The organism is Porphyromonas bobii (assembly GCF_943169685.1).
GTDB lineage: Bacteria > Bacteroidota > Bacteroidia > Bacteroidales > Porphyromonadaceae > Porphyromonas > Porphyromonas pasteri.
In genome coordinates, this window is record NZ_CALPBU010000003.1 from 69,322 (window position 1) to 90,316 (window position 20,995).

The following is a 20,995-nucleotide window of genomic DNA, read 5'->3' on the forward strand; positions in this document are numbered from 1 at the left end:
TATGGATCTGACCACTCTCCTCTCCTTCCTCTCCTCGCACGTCCTGGAGCTCGTCACGCTCGTCGTGTCACTCATCTGGCTGTACCTCGAGTACCGCGCCAGTATCTGGCTCTGGCCCGTAGGTATCATCCTACCCTTGCTATGGATACCGATCTGCTATCAGAGTCATCTCTACGGCATGCTCGCTATCAATATCTACTACCTCGTGACCAGCGTCATCGGCTGGATAGCATGGCTACGTAAGGGCAATGCCGAGGGAGAAGAAGTCCCCATCTCTAATATTCCGGCGAAGGCTGGGGCGATCTACCTCGCCCTGGCCTTCGTAGGTTACATCGCGCTGCTCTTCCTCCATCCCTTCATCCCCGAGTGGAAGCTCCCTTGGGCGGATGGACTCATGACGATAGCCTCGGTCATCGGCATGCTCTGGATGGCACGGAAGTGGCGTCAGCACTGGCTCTGCTGGATCATCGCGAATGCTGCTGGCTTCATCGCACTCTACGGAGCGGAGGACTACATCTCCTCCTTCGTCTACGTCGTGAACTTCGTCACCGCCTTCTTTGGCTACCGCAAGTGGGGGCAGCTGATGAAGCAGCCCGACAAGCACACCGTCTAAGTAGTTCCCCGACACCATGCGCACCTACCCTCGCTTCACTCAGGAGACCCTCCCGCAGACACTCGTCCTCGCGAACGGGGCCTTCCCCACCGCCCCCACGCCCCTTGCGCTCATCGACCACTGGATACTAGGCAAGGAGGGCTACAGCCTCACCTGCTGTGACGGAGCCGTCAATAAGCTCCGTCGCTATACCGACCGTCTGCCCGATGCGGTCATCGGGGACCTCGACTCGGTATCTCCTGCACTCAAGGATCTCTTAGCGGGGCGCATCCAGCACTTCTCAGATCAGGAAACCAACGACCTGACGAAGACCTTCACCTATCTCCATTCTCGCTACGGGAAGCAAGCCATCACCCTCCTTGGTGCCAGTGGCGGACGCGAAGACCACCTCCTTGGCAACCTCGCACTCCTCCCTACCTATGCGCCCCTTGTCAAGGATCTCGTGATGCTCACCGACGAAGGCCACTTCCTCCTCATCACCGAGCCCTCCACGATCGACGTCTTAATCGGGCAGCAGATATCGATCTTCAACTTCCAGCGGACGCCCATCAGCCTCGGAGGAGTGCGCTGGCCCCTTGTGGAGACTACACTTCCTGCGCTATGGTGTGGCTCACTGAACTGCGCCATCGAGAATCAGATCACCGTCCACACCACCTCCCCCATCCTCATCTATCTGGCCAATGTCTGAGCAGGAAGCCCTCGCCATCGTCCTCGGTGCGCTGGATCAGCTCACGCCTCGGCGCACCGATCCGCCCACACTGATGGAGCTGACTCTATGCCTTGGTTATAGTGAGGCTGAGCTGGACGAAGCCTTCACAACCCTCTTCGCTTGCCCCGCAGACGAAGCTCTCGCGCTCTTCTCTCAAGAAGCACTTCGCCTGTGCCCTGCGGAGTTCCTCTCCGACTACCCCACACGACTGACTCTCGATAGTAGCTACACAGGGGTCGTCTCCTACTGCTTCTTCCCCTATCGCTTCGGTGAATTGCTTTTAGCCACTACGCCACTCGGGCTATGCTACAGCAGTTTCACCCTCGGCGACTGGCAGGGGGCTTACGCTGAGCTACGCCAGCTCTATCCCCAAGCCTCACACGACCTCAAAGTCGAGCACGAATACCTCCAGCAGGCTATTCGCTACCTCAAAGCCCCGACGACGGAGGCTCTTCCCCCACTCCACCTCATCGGCACGCTCTTCCAGCGGAGCGTCTGGATGAGTATGCTCCTCATCCCAGAGGGGAGCCACACCAGCTACCAAGGCCTCGGCGAGACCTTCGGCATGCCTCAGGCTGCCCACGCCGTCGGGTCAGCCGTAGGAGCCAATCCCTTAGCTCCCTTCATTCCCTGCCACCGCGTCCTGCCGAAGGAGCACACCATCGGCCACTATCACTGGGGTGTAGCGCGCAAGGCAATCCTCCTCTTACCTGAGCTTCTCGCACCGCAGGCATAGTCCTCTGCACCCTTATCACACCAAGCCCCCGCATCGGTTGCCCAAGATGAGCACGATGCGGGGGCTAACTATTTATATCCAGTCCACGAACAAGGAAATCGCACATGGTAAACTATCTGAGGCTTAGGTGTGTTCTCCTATTACCCATTTATTTAAGTATTTAATAATATACCCCGATGAGTATCAATCTACCTCCTTCTTCTCTCCCACGCGTCGTCATCGCTGGCGGGGGCTTTGCTGGTCTCAAGCTGGCACAAGCCCTTGACTCTTCGCTCTTCCAGATCATTCTCATAGATCACCACAACTACCACCAGTTCCCCCCACTCATCTATCAGGTAGCCTCATCGGGTCTGGAGCCCAGCTCCATCGCCTTCCCCTTCCGTGCTGCCTTCAAGCGCAAGAAGAACTTCATCTTCCGCCTGGCGAACGTTATCGGCGTTGAGCCCGAGCAGAAGCAGCTCATCACCTCGGTGGGCGAAGTGCCCTACGACTACCTCGTCTTGGCATGCGGTGGTACGACGAACTACTTCGGCAATGAGCAGGTCGCCAAGCATAGCCTGCCGATGAAGACCCTCTATGAATCGATGAACCTGCGCAACGTCCTCCTGCAGAACATCGAAAAGGCGCTCGTCTCAGACAAGCCCGAGACCCGCGAAGCCCTCCTCACGGTAGCGATCGTCGGTGGCGGTCCTTCGGGAGTTGAGATCGCAGGGGCACTGGCAGAGATGAAGCGCTATGTCCTGCCGAAGGACTACCCCGACATGGAGACGGACCAGTTCAAGATCCACCTCATCGACGCTTCGCCCCGCCTCCTGCAGGCGATGAGTGAGAAGAGCTCTCGCACCGCCGCCGAAGGCCTTACCTCTCTTGGCGTCGAGATCCACCACAACATGATGGTCACCGACTACGATGGCCGCGTGCTCACCCTCGGTGATGGGACGAAGATGAATACCCGCACAGTCATCTGGGTCAGCGGTATCATCGCCAACACCATCGAGGGTATCCAGGCCGACTCTCTCGGTCGTGGCAAGCGTATCCTTGTCGATGGCTACAACGAAGTACAGGGCGTACCCGACGTCTTTGCCCTCGGGGACCAGTGCCTCATGACGGCTGACCCAGCCTACCCTCAGGGGCATCCTCAGATGGCTCAGGTCGCTATCCAGCAGGCAGCCCTGCTGGCCAAGAACCTCAAGGCACGCCTCACGGGAGGAAAGCAGCAGACCTTCCGCTACAAAGACCTTGGCTCGATGGCTACCATTGGCCGAAACCGTGCCGTCGCAGAGATTGGCAAGGCCAAGTGGGGTGGCTTCACCGCCTGGCTCCTCTGGCTCGTCGTCCACCTGCGCTCCATCCTCTCGGTGCGCAACAAGGTCATCGTCCTCCTCAACTGGATCTGGAACTATGTGACCTACGACCGCTCACTCCGCCTCATCCTCAAGCGCAACGTACCCGTCGATCCCTACCAGGCTCGTCAAGAGCGTCTCGCCAACCGAGACACGCGTGTAGAGTAGGTAGCTGACATTTCCTCTTACTGATAAGGCCCACCCTGTATCGTGCAGGGTGGGCCTTATCAGTAAGATATCGCCTTGACGAATATAGATCAGCGGGCGAAGCTATATAGGACGCGAAGGCAAGCTATAGGAGACTGTTGCCGCGAGTCCTATCCTCTATTTAGAGTGCTAAGGCATCGTGCGCCCAGCTCCCCGACATGCCTCTCCGAAGTGATACACAAGCCCTTCACTTTATCGCGAGTATTCCTCTTATCCAGCGGAGGGAAAGGTGCTGCTCTCGTGAAGAAAAAAGCGCCTTCACGTAGTAGTTTTTCCGTATCTATGTACGTAGTCTTAAAGACTAGGCACGTAAATCCAAATATCCACGTACATAGATTTATCGTCCACGTACGTAGTCCAAACTTATCTGCCACTCGTCCACAACTTTTATCCCTACACGGAGCAACAACCTAATATAGGTTCACTCTACATACCACTATTGGTTCATACTCTTCGCCTCCATCAGAGGGTAGTACCCATAGCTACACCTTATATTTACCCCTCATAGCGTCACGATCTCAAGTCCACTCTCTTCAGCAGCTTGTCCCAAGCGTAGCACGGACACTTACCCCATCAGCCTTGGAGCGAAAAATATGGGGCGCATTCCCTTGGAAAGTCGTATCTTTGCCCGCGAGGCTCAATATATAAGAAGGAATTGGGCTATGATGAGATATTATATATGATCAAAAGACTTTGTTTGGCTTGTGCAGGGCTCCTGCTCCTCTCTTCATGTGGTGAGTACTACCGCGTGCAGAAGTCCACGGACCTCGGGGAGCGCTACTCCTTCGCCAAGAAAAGCTATAATGAGAAGAAATATGGGCGTGTCGTGAGCCTCCTCGAAGACATCGTCCCCCAGCTCGTCGGTACGAACGAAGGCCCTCAGAGTACCTATCTCTTGGCCGACGCCTACCTCCAGCGGGGCGATGAGAGCGAAGCTTCACGCTACTTCCAGAACTACTATACGAGCTACCCCAAGGGACCCATGGTCGAGGAAGCCCGCTTCAAGGCTGGCTACTGCCTCTTCCAAGCATCGCCTGACCCACGACTGGATCAGAGCGCTACCATCGGGGCTATCAAGGAGCTCCAGTCCTACCTCGACTTCTACCCCAAGGGCAAGCATAGCTCAGAGGTCGAACTGATGCTCTTTGAGCTGCAGGACAAGCTCGCCTATAAGGAGTTCCTCGCTGCCAAGCTCTACTACAACCTTGGCCTCTACCTCGGCAACAACTACGAGTCGTGCATCATCACGGCGCAGAATGCTCTGAAGGATTACCCCTTCACTAAGCACAAGGAAGACCTGACCTTCCTCATCCTGCGAGCCAAGGCCGAGATGGCTGACCTCAGCGTCCCCGAGAAGCTGCAGGAGCGTCTCCGCGACGTCATCGACACCTACTATGCCTACCTCAATGACTTCCCCAACGGGACGTACACGAAGCAGGCACAGAAGATCTTTGACCGCATGAACAGCAAGAAGGTCAGCGAATAATCCACCCACGAAGTATCATAGAGAATAAAGAATATGCCTAAGTACAAAAAGAATGTACCGACCAACACGATTAGCCGTGACATGGTCAGCCTCAGCAAGGACACGGAGAACATCTACGAGACCGTGATGATCATCGCCAAGCGTGCGAACCAGATCGCCCAGGAGACGAAGCAAGAGCTCGAAGCTAAGCTGCAGGAGTTCGCAGTCTACACCGACGATCAGCAGGAGATGGTCGAGAACGAAGAGCAGATCGAGATCTCCCGCCAGTATGAGCGCATGCCCAAGCCTACGCTCATCGCTGCTAAGGAGTACGAAGACGGCGAGCTCTACCACAACATCGCTGGGCGCACCAAGAAGTAGTCCCGACAAGCTCTCTATCGCTATGTGGCAACGCATACAGACAGTATGGCTCCTCCTTGTGGGGCTCATCATGATCACCTTTGCCCTGCAGGACGTCGCGGTCTTCACCCTCCCCGAGGGGCAGGCTTGCGTCCTCGACAACTGGCGCATCTATAGCGCTGTCGACAGCACGACGCTGCACAGCACCTGGGCCATCGGTGTACTCAGCATCCTGACGGGCTGCGCATCACTCGGGCTGATCTTCCTCTACAAGCGAAGAATCCTGCAGATGCGCCTGACGATCCTGACGATGCTGGTCATCATCGGCGAACTCATCTACATCGCTTGGGCCAGCTCTCAGTTCTGCTCAGCGAACGGGGCGACCTTCGCCATCCGCTTCCCACTGGCTCTGCCGATCATCTGCCTGCCTCTGCTCTACTTCGCCTCCCGCCGTATGATCTACGACGAGACGCTTATCCGAGCCTCACAGCGCCTACGATAATCCCCATCAGCGAAGCACCTCCCTCTACATATGTGAGACGGGAGGTGCTTCGCTGCTTTCTCCCCCTTCCCCTCCTATCACATCTATTACTCTGCAATCATGCAATTCGATTCGCTACAAGCTATCTCCCCCATCGATGGGCGCTACCGCGGCCAAGTAGAGGCACTCGCCTCTTACTTCTCTGAGGAAGCCCTCATCCGCTACCGCGTACGTGTAGAGATCCTCTACTTCATCGCCCTCTGCGAAGAGCTCCCCCACCTCCGTGGTATCCTCAGCAAGGACCGAACGGATCGCCTCCACGATATCTATCTGAGCTTCACCACCGAGGATGCCCTCCGAATCAAGGAGATCGAGCGCGTGACGAATCACGACGTCAAGGCCGTCGAGTACTTCATCAAGGAGAAGTTCGATGCCCTCGGCCTGAGCGATGAGAAGGAGTTCGTCCACTTCGGGCTCACCTCCCAGGACATCAACAATACGTCCTTCCCTCTGATGATCCGCGAAGCTGTCGAGCACGTCTTCTTGCCTGAGTTCGGTGGGCTGGTCGATCAGCTCCAGTTCTACGCTACGGAGTGGGAGCACGTATCTATGCTGGCACGTACCCACGGGCAGCCAGCCTCCCCCACGCGCCTCGGTAAGGAAATCGAGGTCTACGTCTACCGCCTGCAGGAGCAGCTCAAGACGCTCGAAGCGCTGCCTCACACAGCGAAGTTCGGCGGAGCTACGGGGAACTTCAATGCCCATGCCGTAGCTTACCCTCAGCATGACTGGAAGCGCTTCGCTGCAGACTTTGTCCGTAGCCTCGGCCTCGAGCGTGAAGCCTTCACCACGCAGATCTCTAACTACGACCAGATGGCTGCCCTCTTCGATGTGCTGACGCGTATCAACGTCATCCTCATCGACCTGGCGCGCGACTTCTGGATGTATATCTCGATGGACTACTTCAAGCAGCAGATCCGTGCTGGAGAAGTCGGCTCATCGGCTATGCCTCATAAGGTCAATCCCATTGACTTCGAGAATGCAGAGGGTAACCTCGGCATCGCGAACTCCATCTATGGCTTCCTCGCTCGCAAGCTCCCCATCTCACGCCTGCAGCGTGACCTCACCGACTCGACCGTACTGCGCAATGTCGGTGTGCCCTTGGCACACAGCCTCATCGCACTGAAGAGCCTGCGTAAGGGTCTCGGAAAGGTACTCCTCAACAAGGATGCCCTCTACCAAGATCTTGAGCACAACTGGGCCGTCGTAGCCGAAGCACTCCAGACGATCCTCCGTCGCGAAGGCTACCCCAAGCCCTACGAAGCCCTCAAGGAACTCACGCGTACCAACGCAGCCATCACGGAGAAGTCCATCTATGACTTCATCGAAGGCCTCGCTGTCAGCGACGCGATCAAGGAAGAGATGCACCGCATCTCCCCCCACAACTACACGGGGCTCTAAGCCCCCCACCCAGCTTCAGCGGACGCCCCCCGCCCACTGAGCCCATAAAACAAGTGTACCCCCGAGTAGCTCTATCGCTACTCGGGGGCACACTTTTATATAATGTGGTGGGCCGTCTTCGCCCCCCAACCTACCAAAAACGAATAGGGACTGTCTCCCGACAGCCCCTACTCTCTGTTAACCTTAAATCTAATACCATGAAAAACACACTACAAAGGTACGACATTTTTTTATACTACCAAATAAATCTATAAAATTGATTAAACTTCTTCTGTGAAGGGCTACTATTCCCGCATAGATATAGCGTATTCCTTATGCACACATACAGAGTATAAACTCTATGTATCAACGAATTGCATCAAGAGAATAAGGTGAATCCACCTCCATACGAGGAGATAATACCTTCACAAATGAGCACAGAAAAATTTTCTTGAGCAGCGAGAAAGAGTACCGAATCCGTCCCTTTTTCATCCGCTGCTCCCCCTATCAGCGGATGATTTTCTTCACTTTTGAGGTAATAGAACGTATAAAAGCACCACGGGCCTACGGCTAAAAGAGCGATCCCCACTATGGTCTGGTGACCATAGTGGGGATCGCTTCATTGTACCCAGAGCCGGGATCGAACCGGCACGAACTTTCGTCCATTGGTGTTTGAGACCAACGCGTCTACCGATTCCGCCATCTGGGCTTATCGGATCGGCTGCAAAGATACGACAATTATTAGAAGTAGCCGATACGGATTCATTGCACTACTACTATGCGGTGCATTCCACTACTGCTCCATGCGCGAAGCACTATTGCTTTCCACTCGTAGCACTACTGGAATGCACCACATACCAATAGTGGTTTGCACCGAGACCAATAGTGGTTCATACCGCATACTACTATTGGTATGAGTCTGTCTGCATGACTCTCCGGATAAGCCCTTGTAGCTTATCAAGATAAGCGCCTTCCACTTCACAAGATCCCTACGAGTAATGTGAGAGCCCTACAGATATTCCACCTCTGAGGCAGCTTTCATATCAAAATAGAGATACATTAGATAGACTATTTCCTTATATTTGCAGTTGTATACGAGCATTCATTTAACAAAGTAGGCAATAATACACGCCACCAAGTTTCAGAAAAGAACCTAATCAATGAGCAATATTTTCTCAAAAATCGCACAGCTCTTCTCCAGCAACAAGGAAGGACGGCACCCCCAAAGCACCGAGGCACAGGCATCATCTTCTCAAGCAACTACCTCCCAAAGCGTAGCCTCTTGCTCTCACCCTGCAATTAACTTGACACACATTGACCTACCCACCGCCCCCTCTTTCGGCACGCGCAGCCTCGAAGAAGTACGGGCGGCAGCTGAGGGTGGCGACGCCGAAGCACAGTACCTCCTCTTTGACTACTACGCTTCGGGGCATGGGGAAGAAAGCGATCGTCCTGCCTTCGAATGGCTGACCAAGGCTGCAGAGCAAGGCTATCCCTTAGCACTCTATACCAGTGCTCTTATCCAGATCGAAGAAAAGGAAGGTACAGCTGTACCTCCACAGGCGCTCTTCTACCTCCAAGCCTCTGGAGAGCGAGGCTTCTCCGATGCCTATCTCCAGCTCTATCATCTCTATCACGATGGGAAGGGCGTAGAGGCCAACGAAGACACAGCTATCAACTACCTCCGCAAGGCTATGGAGGCTGGTTCGGGGACGGCCTATCTGATCGTCGCCAAGGGCTTCCTCCCTGGCAATGGCGGGGGGCCCATTGACTACGACGCTGCCTACTACTATGCTGAGCAAGCAGCGCACCTTGGCTCTTCGCAGGCTGTGGAGCTCATCATCCATCTGCTCGAAGAGAACCTTGCCTCTGGCGACCACACGGAGCTCCTGCGCTACTGGCGCTGTCAGCTTCGCCCCACACATTAGCAATAACTCAAGCTCGATGAGCTTACACACTACAAGAACTCCTATACGTACAAAGGGTACTCTCCACTTAAGGAGAGTACCCTTCTATTTTATTAGTCCCCTGTAGATAGAGGACAAGTAGGCTATATAGTAGACGGACTTTATTCCTCTGCCTCATCAGGCCAGCCTTGAGCACGCAGACGAAGCTCTGCACCATCGGAGGTAACGAGGTAGCAGCCCTGCCCAGGACTGGTCACATGACCGATGATATGGATACCATCCAGTTCCTTCAGGCGATCCAGCTCAGCAAGCGGAATAGTGAAGATGAGCTCAAAGTCTTCGCCACCATTCATCGCTACGGTCGTCGTCGACATATTCAGCTCCTCAGCCATGCGAAGCGTCTCGATATCGATCGGCAGACGCTCCTCATAGATACGCACCCCTACACCACTCTCCGTCGCGAGGTGGAGGAGTTCGGAGGCTAAGCCATCCGAGCTATCGATCATCGACGTGGGACGCAGTCCCTTCTCTCGAAGAGCAAGGATGATATCTTGGCGGGCTTCGGGGCGAAGCTGACGCTCGAGGATGTATTCATGCTCGGCAAAGTCAGGCTCGAAGTCTCCCTTCTCCCCTGCGAAGACGCGCTTCTCACGCTCCAGAAGCTGGAGTCCCATATAGGCGGCACCAAGGTTACCACTGACGCAGATGAGGTCGGTAGGCTGAGCACCACTACGATAGACGATCTCCTCTTCGCGAGCAGCTCCCAGACAGGTGATGCTGATGCAGAGCCCCGTGAGGCTTGCCGAGGTATCTCCCCCAACTAAGTCTACCCCATAGCGACTGCATGCAAGGCGAATACCAGAATAGAGCTCCTCGAGATCCTCCACAGCAAAGCGAGCCGAAACACCAATAGAGCAGGTGAGTTGCTGTGGATGTCCATTCATCGCGTAGATATCAGAGAAGCTCCCGACAGCAGCCTTATAGCCTAAGTGTCTGAGCGGAGTATAAGTCAAGTCAAAGTGAATACCCTCAAGAAGGAGGTCAGTCGTCACGAGTGTCTGCAGTCCTTCGGGGTACGCGATGACGGCAGCATCATCACCCACACCACGGCGGGTGCTCTCATGCTGTATGGGGAAGTCTCGGGTCAGGCGCTTGATGAGCGCAAATTCGCCGAGCGAAGAGATCTCTGTTCGTTGCATATAGATATAGAATACTTGGGATAGGCACCGCAAGCGCAGCACCTTCGATGGGAGAGGAAAAGCCCCTTAGCGCAGCCCTTGCAGGGAGGGAGGCAGGGAATTAGCCGCCTTACATATCATCTCACGAAACTCCTGCGGCTTGTAGAGTATCTGCGTTTCGATCGGGAGGAAGTACAGTTGCTTGACCAGCTCTTCAGGGAGTTCCCCAAGGCTATCGGTGAAGCGCACCGCATCCTTCTCCGTGCAGACGATGTAGACAGGATGCCCCGAGTGCTGCTCACACAGCTCCTGCCAGCGCTCACCGATCGCCGTAAAGTCCTTTCGGCGGAACTGATGATGGTCAGGATAGACGAGCTGGTCAATCAGCTCATATCGCTCGGCAAGGAAGGAGAAGAAGAGCCCAGGCGAGGCAATCCCCGAGAGAGCGATGACGAGTGCATCCTTAGGGAGCGGACTACCAGCCTCACCGAGGAGCGTACGCACTGCGCGTGGATGCTGATAGTGGATGCGTGAGAAGAAGATCTCCTGATGCGCATAGAGATCAAGGTTGCGCTGCATGATACGCAGCTTGATCGGCTGCATATCATGTGGGCACTTCGTCAGGATGATGCAGTCGGCACGATAGCGTGCCGTAGCAGGCTCGCGCAAGCCTCCGAGGGGGAGAAGCTCATCATCATGCAGCTCACGCTGGGCATCGATGAGCAGGATATTGAAGGAGGGCTGCACGTAGCGGTGCTGGAAGCCATCATCGAGGAGGACCACCTCGGGGCGCTCTTCCTCAGGGAGTGCGAGTAGGTAGCGCATAGCACGGCGACGATTGCCATCGACGACGAAGCGCACCTCGGGATACTTCTGCTTGATTTGCTTGGGCTCATCTCCGACTTCTTCAGCTGTCGAGGTCAGGGTCACCTCCCTCAAGCCACGGCTCTTTCGCTTGTAGCCACGACTGATGACAGCGATATGATATTGCTTACGAAGGATCGAGATGAGTAGCTCGACATGGGGCGTCTTCCCCGTCCCACCGACGGTGATATTCCCGACGCAGATCAAGGGAATGGGATAAGACTGCTGCTTGAGTATGCCTTGGTTGAAGAGAAAGTTGCGCAGGCCTACCCCCAGACCGTAGAGCCAGGAGAGCGGATAGAGGAGCGGATTATTACTTTTCTTCATTACACCGAGGTGAGGAGAGGGAGGGTGCGAGTGATGCTTGCGCCCTCCCTGTGATTAGTAGGATGTATATTCGTAGGGCAGACGTGCGAGGATCCCCGTATAGCGATAGCCTTCGCGGAAGAACTCACGTATCTTCTTCTCTTCGTCTGTCATGAAGAAGTCACGTAGACGTGCCGTGAAGCGCTCAGTAGTCTTTGAGGCGAAGAGCTCTTCGAGGAAGCTCGTAGACGTAGAGCCATAGTCTACGCTGTAGCCCTTATGAAGCCCAGCGAGGCGTGCAGCAAGGCGGATAGCCGTCTCCAGCCCCCCAAGCTCATCGACAAGCCCAAGCTCCTTCGCCTTAGCACCGAGCCATACGCGCCCCTGACCGACGGAGTCTACTGCTTCGACTGACATATCACGGCCCATAGCGACGCGCGAGAGGAAGGTCTTATAGCCGCGCTCTACCTCCATCTGGATCAGCTGCCCCTTCTCGGGAGTCAGCGGACGCAGAAGCATAGCCATCGGATCACTCATACTCATATCTGCATAGGGCGAAGTCTGTACGACATCAATGCTTACCCCGACCTTACGTCCAAGCTCAGACGCATCGGGCAGGATACCGAAGATCCCGATAGATCCTGTGAGCGTCACGGGACTGGCGACGATAGCATCAGCTGCCGAGGCTATGTAGTAGCCACCCGACGCCGCTACGTCCCCCATAGAGACGACTACCGTGCGCGACTGACTCAGCTCACGTACCTCATGCCAGATCTGCTCCGAGAGGAAGGCACTCCCTCCAGGCGAATTGATACGCAGGACGACAGCCTTAGCCGTAGGGTCATCACGCAGCGCACGGAGGTCACGTGCCAAGTCGCTCGTGATACCATCGCTACTGAGCGGGCTCTCTGTGATCTCCCCTTCAGCAAAGAGTACCTTCACAGCATTGTCCTTATCCGTGCGTCCCTTATCCAGCGGATCAGGCTCCATAAGGAAGTCCGACAGCGTCACCACAGGGATATCATCAGGCGAAGCGACATCGAGGCGCTGCGCCATAAGATCTTCTACATCGAGGCGATAAGCCAAAGTATCGACGAGGTGAGCACGCACAAAGGTCTCTGCCTCACCGAAAGCTCGACCGCTATCAGCGAAGGCACGCAAGCTGTCGACGGGTACCGAGCGCGAAGCCGAGATCTCACGAAGCATGAAGTCCCACAGCCCGTTGAGGTAGACCGAGATCTGCTCACGATTGGGTTCACTGAGCTTATCGAGCATAAAGGGCTCTACAGCCCCCTTATAAGTGCCGACCTTAAAGATATGTGCCTTGACCCCGAGCTTATCCAAAGCCTGACGGTAGAAGGTCGGTGCTGAAGCCAGGCCGACAAGCCCCACCATACCCTGAGGGTTGAGGATGACCTTGTTTGCTACCGACGAGAGGTAATAGGCCTTCTGGTCATAGGAGTCGGCGTAGGAGATGATGAACTTCCCCGAGGAGCGGAAGTCCTTGAGTGCCTCACGAAGATCTGCCGTCGAAGCCATACCCCCACTATAGCCCTCCACATTGAGGTAGATACCTCGTATGCGAGAGTCCTCCTTCGCCTTACGGATGCTGGCGAGGGCCTGCGAGAGCGAGATCGGCTTCTCGTCTGAGCCCATCCCAGGGATGAAGCTTGAGAGTTCGTCCGTAGTGACGATCTCGGAGATCGAACTAAGATCGATCTTCAGCACGCTTCCATCCCGGATCTCAGTCGGAGTAGATCCCGAGGCTAAAGCGCCTACGAAGATGACGATGAAAAAGAAAAAGGCGAAGATCGAGCAAAGGATATTTGCCGCGATGAAGCCAACGAAGGAGGCCAAGACGGTCTTCCAGAAGCCTAAGGGCTTTTTGGGTTGTAAGGGTTCTTCCATTGGGGAGTGAGGCCAGAGAGGGAGGTGATAGATAGTGCAGGGAGTGCGCTTAGACACTTAGCCCTTTAGGACAAATATAGTGAATCCTCACTATTTTGATATTACAGTAGCCCTCTTGTAGGCTCGTGGCATGGGGCTTTTGCAAAGGAAGATCTCCCCAGATACGACTATCCCCCGTGCGGTGACTGGCACCACACGGGGGATAGTATGTATGTAAGGACAGCTAACCGCTACTTATCTGCCGCGAGAGCACGCTCCTTCGTCCACCACATGGGGGGAACGTACTTATACAGCTGAGCTTGCTTCTTCAATTCTATGAAGTTCATATCATCCTTGCTGTAGTCAGGAGCAAATATGGGACGCTCATAGATATATCCGTTCTTCGTAGAGAGGGCAGGGATGGTGCTACCCGTGCTGGTATCTTCCATCCAGTGGATACCGAGAGCAGGAGTCTTCACACGATCGCGGTCGAAGTAGTAGCTGAAGCGATAGCCCCAGTCAAGAGCTTCGTAGCGATGACGCATGACCCAGTCTGAGTTATGATTGATCTGCATCTCCTTACGAGGAAGGTTACGCCCCGGCTTACGGAAGAAGGTAGCCGTAGGATACTGAGCACGGATGCCATTGGTGTACCAGAAGAACGCATCGACCGTCTCTACCGTGCAGTTACCACCCTTCGTCTTACTACCCTTATTCGAGTACTTACGCACGATGCGGTGGCGTGAACGATAGTGCTGCCCCTCCACATCAAAGCGAGGTGCATAGAACGCTTCTGCGTACAGACGCTTTCGATCATCCCCATCCTTAAATGTTTCTGAGGCGATATTAAAGAGGTAGACAAGCCCATCACGATTTCTGAAAGCATCCATCATACCCTTGTTCGTCACAGAGGCCGTGTAGAAGACAGCTGACTTATGAGCAGGCAGGATACCTCTTTGGGCTCCATAGATTGAATGCTTTTCCAGAGAAGTCGGGCCCGACTTCAGCAGGGTGGGATCAGGGAGCAGAGAAGCCTCGTAGGTAGGAGAAGAGGAATACCCGCCATGATAGTCGAAGCGCTGGATGTAGTAATCCTTCAGGTTGATCGGGAAGTCCGTGGGGTTGTAAAATTCCCATGCCGTAGCAGCACCATAGGTCCCACCACCGATGAAGACTTCGGTGATGATAAGATCCCCCATAGGAGCAGGGATCTCGATGGGAAGACGGTGTACCTTGCCTGCAGCCAGCTGCTTGACATTCCACTTCGTCGTGATCTCATCTGCAGTAGCCCCCAGAGTCGGATCGTAAGCATCGGTACGGAACTCCATCAGCATCTCACGACGACCACTGAACTGTGCAGGCACAGCCCAGAAGTAATACGTACGCTTCTTTCCTCTCTCGACATCGCCCTGCTCGAAGTACACACGCTGTGTCGTACCAGCATTCTGAGTCGTCTTCCACTTGGGGGCAGAGTTATTGTTGCTGTCCGTCTCATAGTCGAAGAGCTGGATAGCCCCCTCTGTCGTGAAGGCGCCCGTCTTGAGCGTAACCTCATGAGGAGAGTAGGTCATATTCCCCTGCATGTTATCGATCGTAGCGCCGATCATTGACCCGAAGAAGTGGAAGGTCAGGTCGTCAGCATAGTACTCTCTCTCACGCGTCCCAGGGTTTGTCCTGACATGAAGCTGCGTGGGGGCAAAATACATAGGAGGAGTGTAGGGATCACCCGAGTCGTAGAAGGAGCGAGGGCCAGGCACCAAGGCACCACCAGTAGCATCAATACCCGAGACACCGATAGCACCAGCGATGATGACCTTTTCCTTAGCGGGATTGAGCCACACAGGAGCGTTTACATCGACACTCGCTTTGTAGCGCTTCCCTTCTTTCTTGATGATGGTGAGCGAACTCTTAAGCACTGTAAGAGCACTACCTGGAGCATCAGCTCGCTTAAAGGCGAGATAGAGCGTCTCCTTATCGCCGGGATTCCAGACGAGCTTCAAGCCGGCGTGCTTACCATTCACAATGTTTTCCTGGATAATCGTACGAAGATCATCCGAGGGGAGTCCTTCAATATCAACGTCAAATGTGATTTTCTGGCCATTGCTCGTCTCCTCGCTTGTAGTAGAAGTCGTCGCAGGGGTCTCATCATTCTTACACGCGCTCATCCCCACAGTCAAAGCTATAAGCAGGGTCGCGCCGTAAATACGTAATAGGTTCATACCTTTTTGTACGGTAAATTTACTTGTTAGGAAAATGGTTCGAAGGTATCACTATCACCTTCTTCAATTGTATCTGGCAGCGTACCACTACCAGAGACAAGGATACTCTGCCCGAAGATCATTTCGAGGAGTTCGGCTCGAGGAGCCTCATATGGGCAGTGGACCCCATATGCTTCAGTCTGTCTCATCATCTAAGAAAATTACAGTTACACCCCATGGGAGACGACGTAACTCTCCCGGTAAAGGCTATTAAAATAATACTTGGAAGTCTTAATTTCGGAGCGTAAATACCCCAGGTTAATGCAAGAATATGAAGAGAAACGTCAAAATGTATAAGCAGAAGAAATCTCCAGCACGCACAATTGACTTTCACCTTACACACTAATAACGAAGAGTATATTTGCAAAGTATATCTCTCGGAGAAATAATAAGAAATTTTCTCCGTTAATGTACGCTGCGACTAAGATATTATACCAATAGGATTCGGAAAATCACCAGTGTACCCCAGACTTTATAATGCCCGTCAAACCCCTTCTACAAGAGGGTAAAAGAAGAAGCTGTATGGTGGAGGAGTATCAACCTATATTGGTCACGGAGTGAACCTATATAGGTCAACAGCGCGACCTATATAGGTTCACTTCACGAGCAATATAGGTTCACCCAGCGACCAATATAGATTCGCATCACTATGTCGTAGAGAGGCATACGATACCTTATGCAAGAGGGCTATACCTATATACAATTATCCCCCGTGTAGTGCTCAGCACCACACGGGGGATAATTATTGAATATATAGAGCTTTGCTACCGACTAACGGTCTGCGGCCTGAGCACGCTCCTTCGTCCACCACATCGGGGGAGTATACTGACGTGTCTTGGACTGCTTCTTCAGATCATCGAAGTCCAAATCGCCCGTACGGAAGTCTGGAGCGAATAGAGGTCTTTGCTTGAGGTAGCCATTCAGGTCATTATTCTCCGAAACGTGAGCTCCTGTTGACACATCATCAAGCCAGTGTGCCCCATGGGCAAATCCACCAAGGCGCTCACGGTCATAATAGTAACCGAAGCGAAAGCCCCAATCAAGCCCTTCCTTACGCTCACGCATGATCCAGTCAGAGTTGGACTTAAGCTGCATGTACCTACGTGGCAGGTCTCGGCCAGGCTTACGCATAAGTATAGCCGTAGGATAGTGGGCTGGATAGTCATCTTCGTACCAGAAGAAGGCATCGACAGGCACCGTATTGCCATTCTCATTCTTCACCAAGAGGTAGCGAGTAGACTTCTTAGAGTAAAAGGCTTGAGGCCAAGTCTTTTTGGGGTTATTGGGAAGCATGAAAGATGCCTTGAGGTCTGAGGCAAACCCGATAACATAAGCTAAACCTTCACGCGCCTCTAACCTTTGTTTCGAGGGGAAGAGCATGACTCCAGTGGACAAATAGACGACAGACTTATGGGGAAGGAGCTTATAGGACTCTGTACCCAACTTATTTGCTTTGTCTATATGGACTGCATCAAAGCCCGCCTTGAAAGCGAGAGGCGTAATAAAATCAGCATCAGTGGGATAACTCCCATCAGAGCGTAGATCGTAACGCTGAAGGGAATAGTCACGAAGGTCTACTATCGCATTCGTGGGATTATAGAACTCCCAAGCCGTAGCACCCTCTCCTCCGCCGATGAAGACTTCTGTAATAATCAACTCACCCTTTGGCGCAGGGAGCTCCAGCAAAAGGCGATGCACCTTACCTGCAGCAAGCTGCTTAACCTTCCACTTCGTCGTAATCTCAGCTTCAGTCTCCTCAAGCACGCTATCATAAGCGTCCGTTCGGAACTCCATAGTCATCTCACGACGGCCGTCAAACTTTGAGGGAACAGCCCAGAAGTAGTATGTACGCTTCTCCCCCACTGCGACATCCCCCTGCTCAAAGTAGACGCGCTTCAGGGAGTCTACAGTCTGCTTCGTCGTCCACTTAGGTACGGACAGACCATCGCTATTCGTCTCAAGGTCAAAGAGGCTCATCTCCCCTTCGGTCGTGAGAGCATCGGTCTGCATCGTGATCTCATGGGGAGAGTAGAGCATATTGCCCTGCGTATTGTCGATCGTAGCACCGACCATCGCACCATAGAAGCGGAAAGTCAGGTTGTCGGCATAGTAACCTCTCACCCCACCCTCTACCTTTGAGTGAAGTCGCGTAGGAGCGAAGTACATAGGAGGGACATAGCTCTTCCCCTTGTCATAGAAGTAGCTCGGACCTGGGACTACAGCGCGCCCCGTAAACCCGTCAATCTCCTTGACACCGATAGCTCCAGCCACGAAGACTTCATCCTGCTCGGGGTCAAGACCTGCGGGAGCATTCACATCGACACGAGCTTTGTAGCGAGTCCCCTCCCGTCCGAGAATAGTGAGGGTACTTTGACGAACGTAGAGCGCGCCACCGACAGTGCCCGGGGTGCGACTCTCCGTCTTAAAGGCAAGCCAGAGAACCTCTGTATCCCCTGGATGCCAGACGAACTTCAGGCCTGCATGCTTATTGCCATCCATTTCCTCCTGAAGGATCATACGAAGGTCTTCTGCTGGAAGCCCTTCGATATCTACATTAAATGAGATCTTATTGCCACCATTAGCCTCTTCACTTGGCGTGGGAAGAGGGGTTGACAGCTCATCTCTCCTACATGCACTCACCCCCATAGTCAAGATGACAAGCAGGGCTGTAGCGTAGGTACGCAGTAGATTCATACCATTTGCTTAATAAGAATGTGAGATTAGGGATTGGGAAGGAAGGTGTCTTCATCACCTTCATCGAGAGAATCTGGAAGTGAGCCACTACCAGAGATCAAGATACTCTGCCCGAGGGCAGTTGGGAGGAACTCGGCTTGGGGTGCTTCGTACGGGACTCTAAGCCGATTTGTTTCGACCTGTTTCATAGGCGAATGGGATAATTTCGCCCCATGGGAGATCGATGTAACTCTCCGCATGGAGACATTCAACGATACTTGCGAACCCATAGCTCGGGTATGCGTTTACCCGATACTTGGTGCATGAAGGTAATGAAAAGTAAAAATATCAAACCACTACATCATTCATACGCTACAACAATAAGGGTATACACACGTGGGGGGGCTACGCAATCCGCCCAGCCTCACTCTCCATACCTCCATGATATCACCCAGTGCCGTTAATGATACATGCGGGTAGTATATACCTATTTATCTCCCCTCCCCATGCCTACCATACGCCACACTCCAGAAGAGGGCTACGCCCAGATATGACTATCCCCCGTGCAGTGATAAGCACCACACGGGGGATAATGTTATATTGTAGGGAATTGACTACCTACTAACGGTCTGCAGCCTCAGCACGCTCCTTCGTCCACCACTTAGGAGGGGTATACGGACGTGTCTTAGACTGCCCCTTTAGTTGGGTAAAGTCCATTTCTCCAGTAGTGAAGTCTGGAGCAAAGAGAGGTCTTTCCTTGAGGTAGCCATTCTTGTTGTTATCTATGGGAGGATTGGCCCCTATCGTCTGATCATCAAGCCAGTGAGCCCCATGGGCAAACCCACTCAAGCGCTCACCGTCGTAATAGTAACCAAAGCGGAAGCCCCAGTCAAGCCCCTCCTTACGCTCACGCATGATCCAGTCAGAGTTGGACTTGAGCTGCATACGTGGACGAGGCAGGTCACGCCCTGGCTTACGCATAAAGGTAGCTGTAGGATAGCGAGCAGGAGAGCCATCCTCATACCAGAAGAATGCATCAACAGGTACCGTAGCACCCTTCTCATTCTTCACCAAGAGATAGCGAGTAGTTCTCTTTGAGTGGAAGGCCTTGGGCCAAGTTGACCTTGCATCATAAGGCGTCTGACCACCACCAAAGCCGATGATATAAGCCAGCCCCTTACGTGCCTGGAATCTTGCCTTCGAAAGGAAAAGCATAACCTTAGTAGACAAATAGACGACTGTCTTGTGAGGGCCGAGTTTAGACGACTTCAGCGTCTTACCACCAGCCGAGTTATTCACATTATCTACATGAATTGTATTAATACCCAGCTCAGGAATGAGAGGCGTAGTAAAGTCGGGGCTCGATGGATAACTCCCATTCGACCTTTGATCATAACGCTGGAGCGAATAATCACTCAGATCAACAGCCTGATTCGTTGGATTGTAAAACTCCCAAGCTGTTGCATATTCATCATCCCCGATAAAGACCTCGGAGATGATTAACTCTCCCTTCGGGGCAGGGATAGCCGTCTGGAATCGGTGTACCTTACCCATAGCAAGCTGCTTAACGCGCCACTTCGTAGAGATATCATCAGCGGTCTCTCCAAGCTTCTCGTCATGAGCATCGGTACGGAACTCCATAGTCATCTCACGACGGCCTTCAAACTTGGTTGGCACAGCCCAGAAGTAGTACGTACGCTTCTTTCCCACAGCGACATCCCCCTGCTCAAAGTAGACACGCTGAGTTGTATTAGCATCCTGCGTCGTCGTCCACTTGGGTACAGACTGATTGTTTGCATCAGTTTCGAAGTTAAAGAGATTTATCTCCCCTTCGGTCGTGAGAGCCCCTGTCTTCATAGTGATCTCGTGTGGGGAGTAGAGCATATTCCCCTGCGTGTTATCGATCGTAGCTCCGACCACCGCTCCATAGAAGCGGAAGGTCAGGTTGTCGGCATAGTAGCCTCTCTGCCCATTCTCTACCTTAGTACGAAGTCGCGTAGGAGCGAAGTACATCGGGAGGGTATAGGTTTCGCCAGCGTCGTAGAAATAGCGAGGCCCAGGGATCGAAGCGCGACCCGTGGTAGCGTCAATACCCTTGACACCGATAGCGCCCGCTACGACGACATTCGCTGCCGCAGGATCAAATCCGTTCGGCGCCGTGACATCAACACGCGCCTTATAGTGGTTGCCTTCCTTCGCGAGGATGGTGAGCGAGCTCTCACGAACCGCCATACGCCCCGAAGCCGACTGAGAAGACCCACTCTCCTGTTTGAAGGCGAGATAGAGCTTCTCCTTATCACCGACATTCCAAGCGAACTTCAGGCCGGTGTGCTTATTGTTAACGATATTCTCCTGGAGGAGCAGACGGACTTCGTCTGAGGGAAGACCCTCGATCTCAACATCGAAGGAAATCTTTTGGCCACTGCTGGCGACCTCGCTTGCTGCAGGAGTCGTCGCAGGTGATTCTTCATTCTTACAAGCACTCATCCCCATCGTCAGAGCGACGATCAGGGTAGCACCGTAGATACGTAGTAAATTCATCTCTATACAGAATAAATTTATAGGGTT

The 20,995-nt window shown here is 53.6% G+C and carries 15 protein-coding genes and 1 tRNA gene; 9 read left to right on the forward strand and 7 right to left on the reverse strand.

What is annotated here, in order from left to right:
* Position 1 precedes the first annotated feature (1 nt).
* The 8 genes from pnuC (at position 2) to purB (ending at position 7,375) form a co-directional block, all read left to right on the forward strand.
* Positions 2 to 613: a nicotinamide riboside transporter PnuC gene (gene pnuC, locus KO088_RS04105; protein WP_215493691.1), complete on the forward strand. Its 612-nt coding sequence runs from the start codon at positions 2 to 4 to the stop codon at positions 611 to 613.
* Positions 614 to 629: 16 nt separating this feature from the next.
* A complete protein-coding gene (locus KO088_RS04110; protein WP_215493692.1) occupies positions 630 to 1,301 on the forward strand; it encodes a thiamine diphosphokinase in 672 nt (223 codons plus the stop codon).
* The gene (locus KO088_RS04115) at positions 1,294 to 2,058 is read left to right on the forward strand and encodes a methylated-DNA--[protein]-cysteine S-methyltransferase (RefSeq protein ID WP_215493693.1); all 765 of its coding nucleotides are present in this window, start codon (positions 1,294 to 1,296) and stop codon (positions 2,056 to 2,058) included. Before KO088_RS04110 ends, KO088_RS04115 begins: the two co-directional genes overlap by 8 nt.
* Positions 2,059 to 2,234: 176 nt before the next feature.
* Positions 2,235 to 3,569 carry an NAD(P)/FAD-dependent oxidoreductase gene (locus KO088_RS04120; protein WP_215493694.1) on the forward strand — a complete coding sequence of 445 codons (1,335 nt, stop codon included), beginning with the start codon at positions 2,235 to 2,237 and terminating at the stop codon, positions 3,567 to 3,569.
* 718 nt (positions 3,570 to 4,287) lie between these two features.
* Positions 4,288 to 5,094 carry an outer membrane protein assembly factor BamD gene (locus KO088_RS04125; RefSeq protein WP_044123896.1) on the forward strand — a complete coding sequence of 269 codons (807 nt, stop codon included), beginning with the start codon at positions 4,288 to 4,290 and terminating at the stop codon, positions 5,092 to 5,094.
* Between the two features lie 33 nt (positions 5,095 to 5,127).
* Complete coding sequence (locus tag KO088_RS04130) at positions 5,128 to 5,454, forward strand: DNA-directed RNA polymerase subunit omega (RefSeq protein WP_009432420.1); 327 nt, start codon at positions 5,128 to 5,130, stop codon at positions 5,452 to 5,454.
* Between the two features lie 22 nt (positions 5,455 to 5,476).
* Positions 5,477 to 5,935: a DUF4293 domain-containing protein gene (locus tag KO088_RS04135; RefSeq protein ID WP_188807618.1), complete on the forward strand. Its 459-nt coding sequence runs from the start codon at positions 5,477 to 5,479 to the stop codon at positions 5,933 to 5,935.
* A 99-nt stretch (positions 5,936 to 6,034) separates the two neighbouring features.
* The gene (gene purB, locus KO088_RS04140) at positions 6,035 to 7,375 is read left to right on the forward strand and encodes an adenylosuccinate lyase (RefSeq protein ID WP_215493695.1); all 1,341 of its coding nucleotides are present in this window, start codon (positions 6,035 to 6,037) and stop codon (positions 7,373 to 7,375) included.
* Positions 7,376 to 7,979: 604 nt separating this feature from the next.
* On the opposite strand, the gene KO088_RS04145 is transcribed toward purB, so the two are convergent.
* Positions 7,980 to 8,063 (reverse strand) — tRNA-Leu (locus KO088_RS04145).
* Positions 8,064 to 8,514: 451 nt separating this feature from the next.
* Between KO088_RS04145 and KO088_RS04150 the strand changes: the two genes are divergently transcribed.
* A complete protein-coding gene (locus KO088_RS04150) occupies positions 8,515 to 9,282 on the forward strand; it encodes a tetratricopeptide repeat protein (protein WP_215493696.1) in 768 nt (255 codons plus the stop codon).
* 140 nt (positions 9,283 to 9,422) lie between these two features.
* Here KO088_RS04150 and thiL read toward each other — a convergent pair whose 3' ends face one another.
* The 6 genes from thiL to KO088_RS04180 form a co-directional block, all read right to left on the reverse strand.
* On the reverse strand, positions 9,423 to 10,460 hold the full coding sequence (thiL, locus tag KO088_RS04155; RefSeq protein ID WP_215493697.1) for a thiamine-phosphate kinase: 1,038 nt from the start codon (positions 10,458 to 10,460) through the stop codon (positions 9,423 to 9,425).
* Positions 10,461 to 10,526: 66 nt separating this feature from the next.
* The gene (lpxK, locus tag KO088_RS04160) at positions 10,527 to 11,630 is read right to left on the reverse strand and encodes a tetraacyldisaccharide 4'-kinase (protein WP_215493698.1); all 1,104 of its coding nucleotides are present in this window, start codon (positions 11,628 to 11,630) and stop codon (positions 10,527 to 10,529) included.
* Positions 11,631 to 11,684: 54 nt separating this feature from the next.
* Positions 11,685 to 13,517 (reverse strand): signal peptide peptidase SppA, encoded by a 1,833-nt coding sequence (gene sppA, locus KO088_RS04165; RefSeq protein WP_215493699.1) that lies wholly within the window; start codon positions 13,515 to 13,517, stop codon positions 11,685 to 11,687.
* A gap of 230 nt (positions 13,518 to 13,747) precedes the next feature.
* A complete protein-coding gene (locus KO088_RS04170) occupies positions 13,748 to 15,661 on the reverse strand; it encodes a lamin tail domain-containing protein (RefSeq protein WP_215493700.1) in 1,914 nt (637 codons plus the stop codon).
* 864 nt (positions 15,662 to 16,525) lie between these two features.
* Positions 16,526 to 18,448, reverse strand: a complete 1,923-nt coding sequence (locus KO088_RS04175) for a lamin tail domain-containing protein (RefSeq protein ID WP_215493701.1) — start codon at positions 18,446 to 18,448, stop codon at positions 16,526 to 16,528.
* A 600-nt stretch (positions 18,449 to 19,048) separates the two neighbouring features.
* On the reverse strand, positions 19,049 to 20,968 hold the full coding sequence (locus tag KO088_RS04180; protein ID WP_215493702.1) for a lamin tail domain-containing protein: 1,920 nt from the start codon (positions 20,966 to 20,968) through the stop codon (positions 19,049 to 19,051).
* Positions 20,969 to 20,995: the final 27 nt, after the last annotated feature.

What these genes read in the sequence shown, in the direction of transcription:
- KO088_RS04135 (WP_188807618.1), top strand. Translation starts at nt 5,477, where the DNA reads ATGTGGCAACGCATACAGACAGTATGGCTCCTCCTTGTGGGGCTCATC.
- KO088_RS04170 (WP_215493700.1), bottom strand. Translation starts at nt 15,661, where the DNA reads ATGAGCGCGTGTAAGAATGATGAGACCCCTGCGACGACTTCTACTACA.
- purB (WP_215493695.1), top strand. Translation starts at nt 6,035, where the DNA reads ATGCAATTCGATTCGCTACAAGCTATCTCCCCCATCGATGGGCGCTAC.
- sppA (WP_215493699.1), bottom strand. Translation starts at nt 13,517, where the DNA reads ATGGAAGAACCCTTACAACCCAAAAAGCCCTTAGGCTTCTGGAAGACC.
- KO088_RS04125 (WP_044123896.1), top strand. Translation starts at nt 4,288, where the DNA reads ATGATCAAAAGACTTTGTTTGGCTTGTGCAGGGCTCCTGCTCCTCTCT.
- KO088_RS04110 (WP_215493692.1), top strand. Translation starts at nt 630, where the DNA reads ATGCGCACCTACCCTCGCTTCACTCAGGAGACCCTCCCGCAGACACTC.
- KO088_RS04120 (WP_215493694.1), top strand. Translation starts at nt 2,235, where the DNA reads ATGAGTATCAATCTACCTCCTTCTTCTCTCCCACGCGTCGTCATCGCT.
- pnuC (WP_215493691.1), top strand. Translation starts at nt 2, where the DNA reads ATGGATCTGACCACTCTCCTCTCCTTCCTCTCCTCGCACGTCCTGGAG.
- thiL (WP_215493697.1), bottom strand. Translation starts at nt 10,460, where the DNA reads ATGCAACGAACAGAGATCTCTTCGCTCGGCGAATTTGCGCTCATCAAG.
- KO088_RS04175 (WP_215493701.1), bottom strand. Translation starts at nt 18,448, where the DNA reads ATGAATCTACTGCGTACCTACGCTACAGCCCTGCTTGTCATCTTGACT.
- lpxK (WP_215493698.1), bottom strand. Translation starts at nt 11,630, where the DNA reads ATGAAGAAAAGTAATAATCCGCTCCTCTATCCGCTCTCCTGGCTCTAC.
- KO088_RS04150 (WP_215493696.1), top strand. Translation starts at nt 8,515, where the DNA reads ATGAGCAATATTTTCTCAAAAATCGCACAGCTCTTCTCCAGCAACAAG.
- KO088_RS04180 (WP_215493702.1), bottom strand. Translation starts at nt 20,968, where the DNA reads ATGAATTTACTACGTATCTACGGTGCTACCCTGATCGTCGCTCTGACG.
- KO088_RS04115 (WP_215493693.1), top strand. Translation starts at nt 1,294, where the DNA reads ATGTCTGAGCAGGAAGCCCTCGCCATCGTCCTCGGTGCGCTGGATCAG.
- KO088_RS04130 (WP_009432420.1), top strand. Translation starts at nt 5,128, where the DNA reads ATGCCTAAGTACAAAAAGAATGTACCGACCAACACGATTAGCCGTGAC.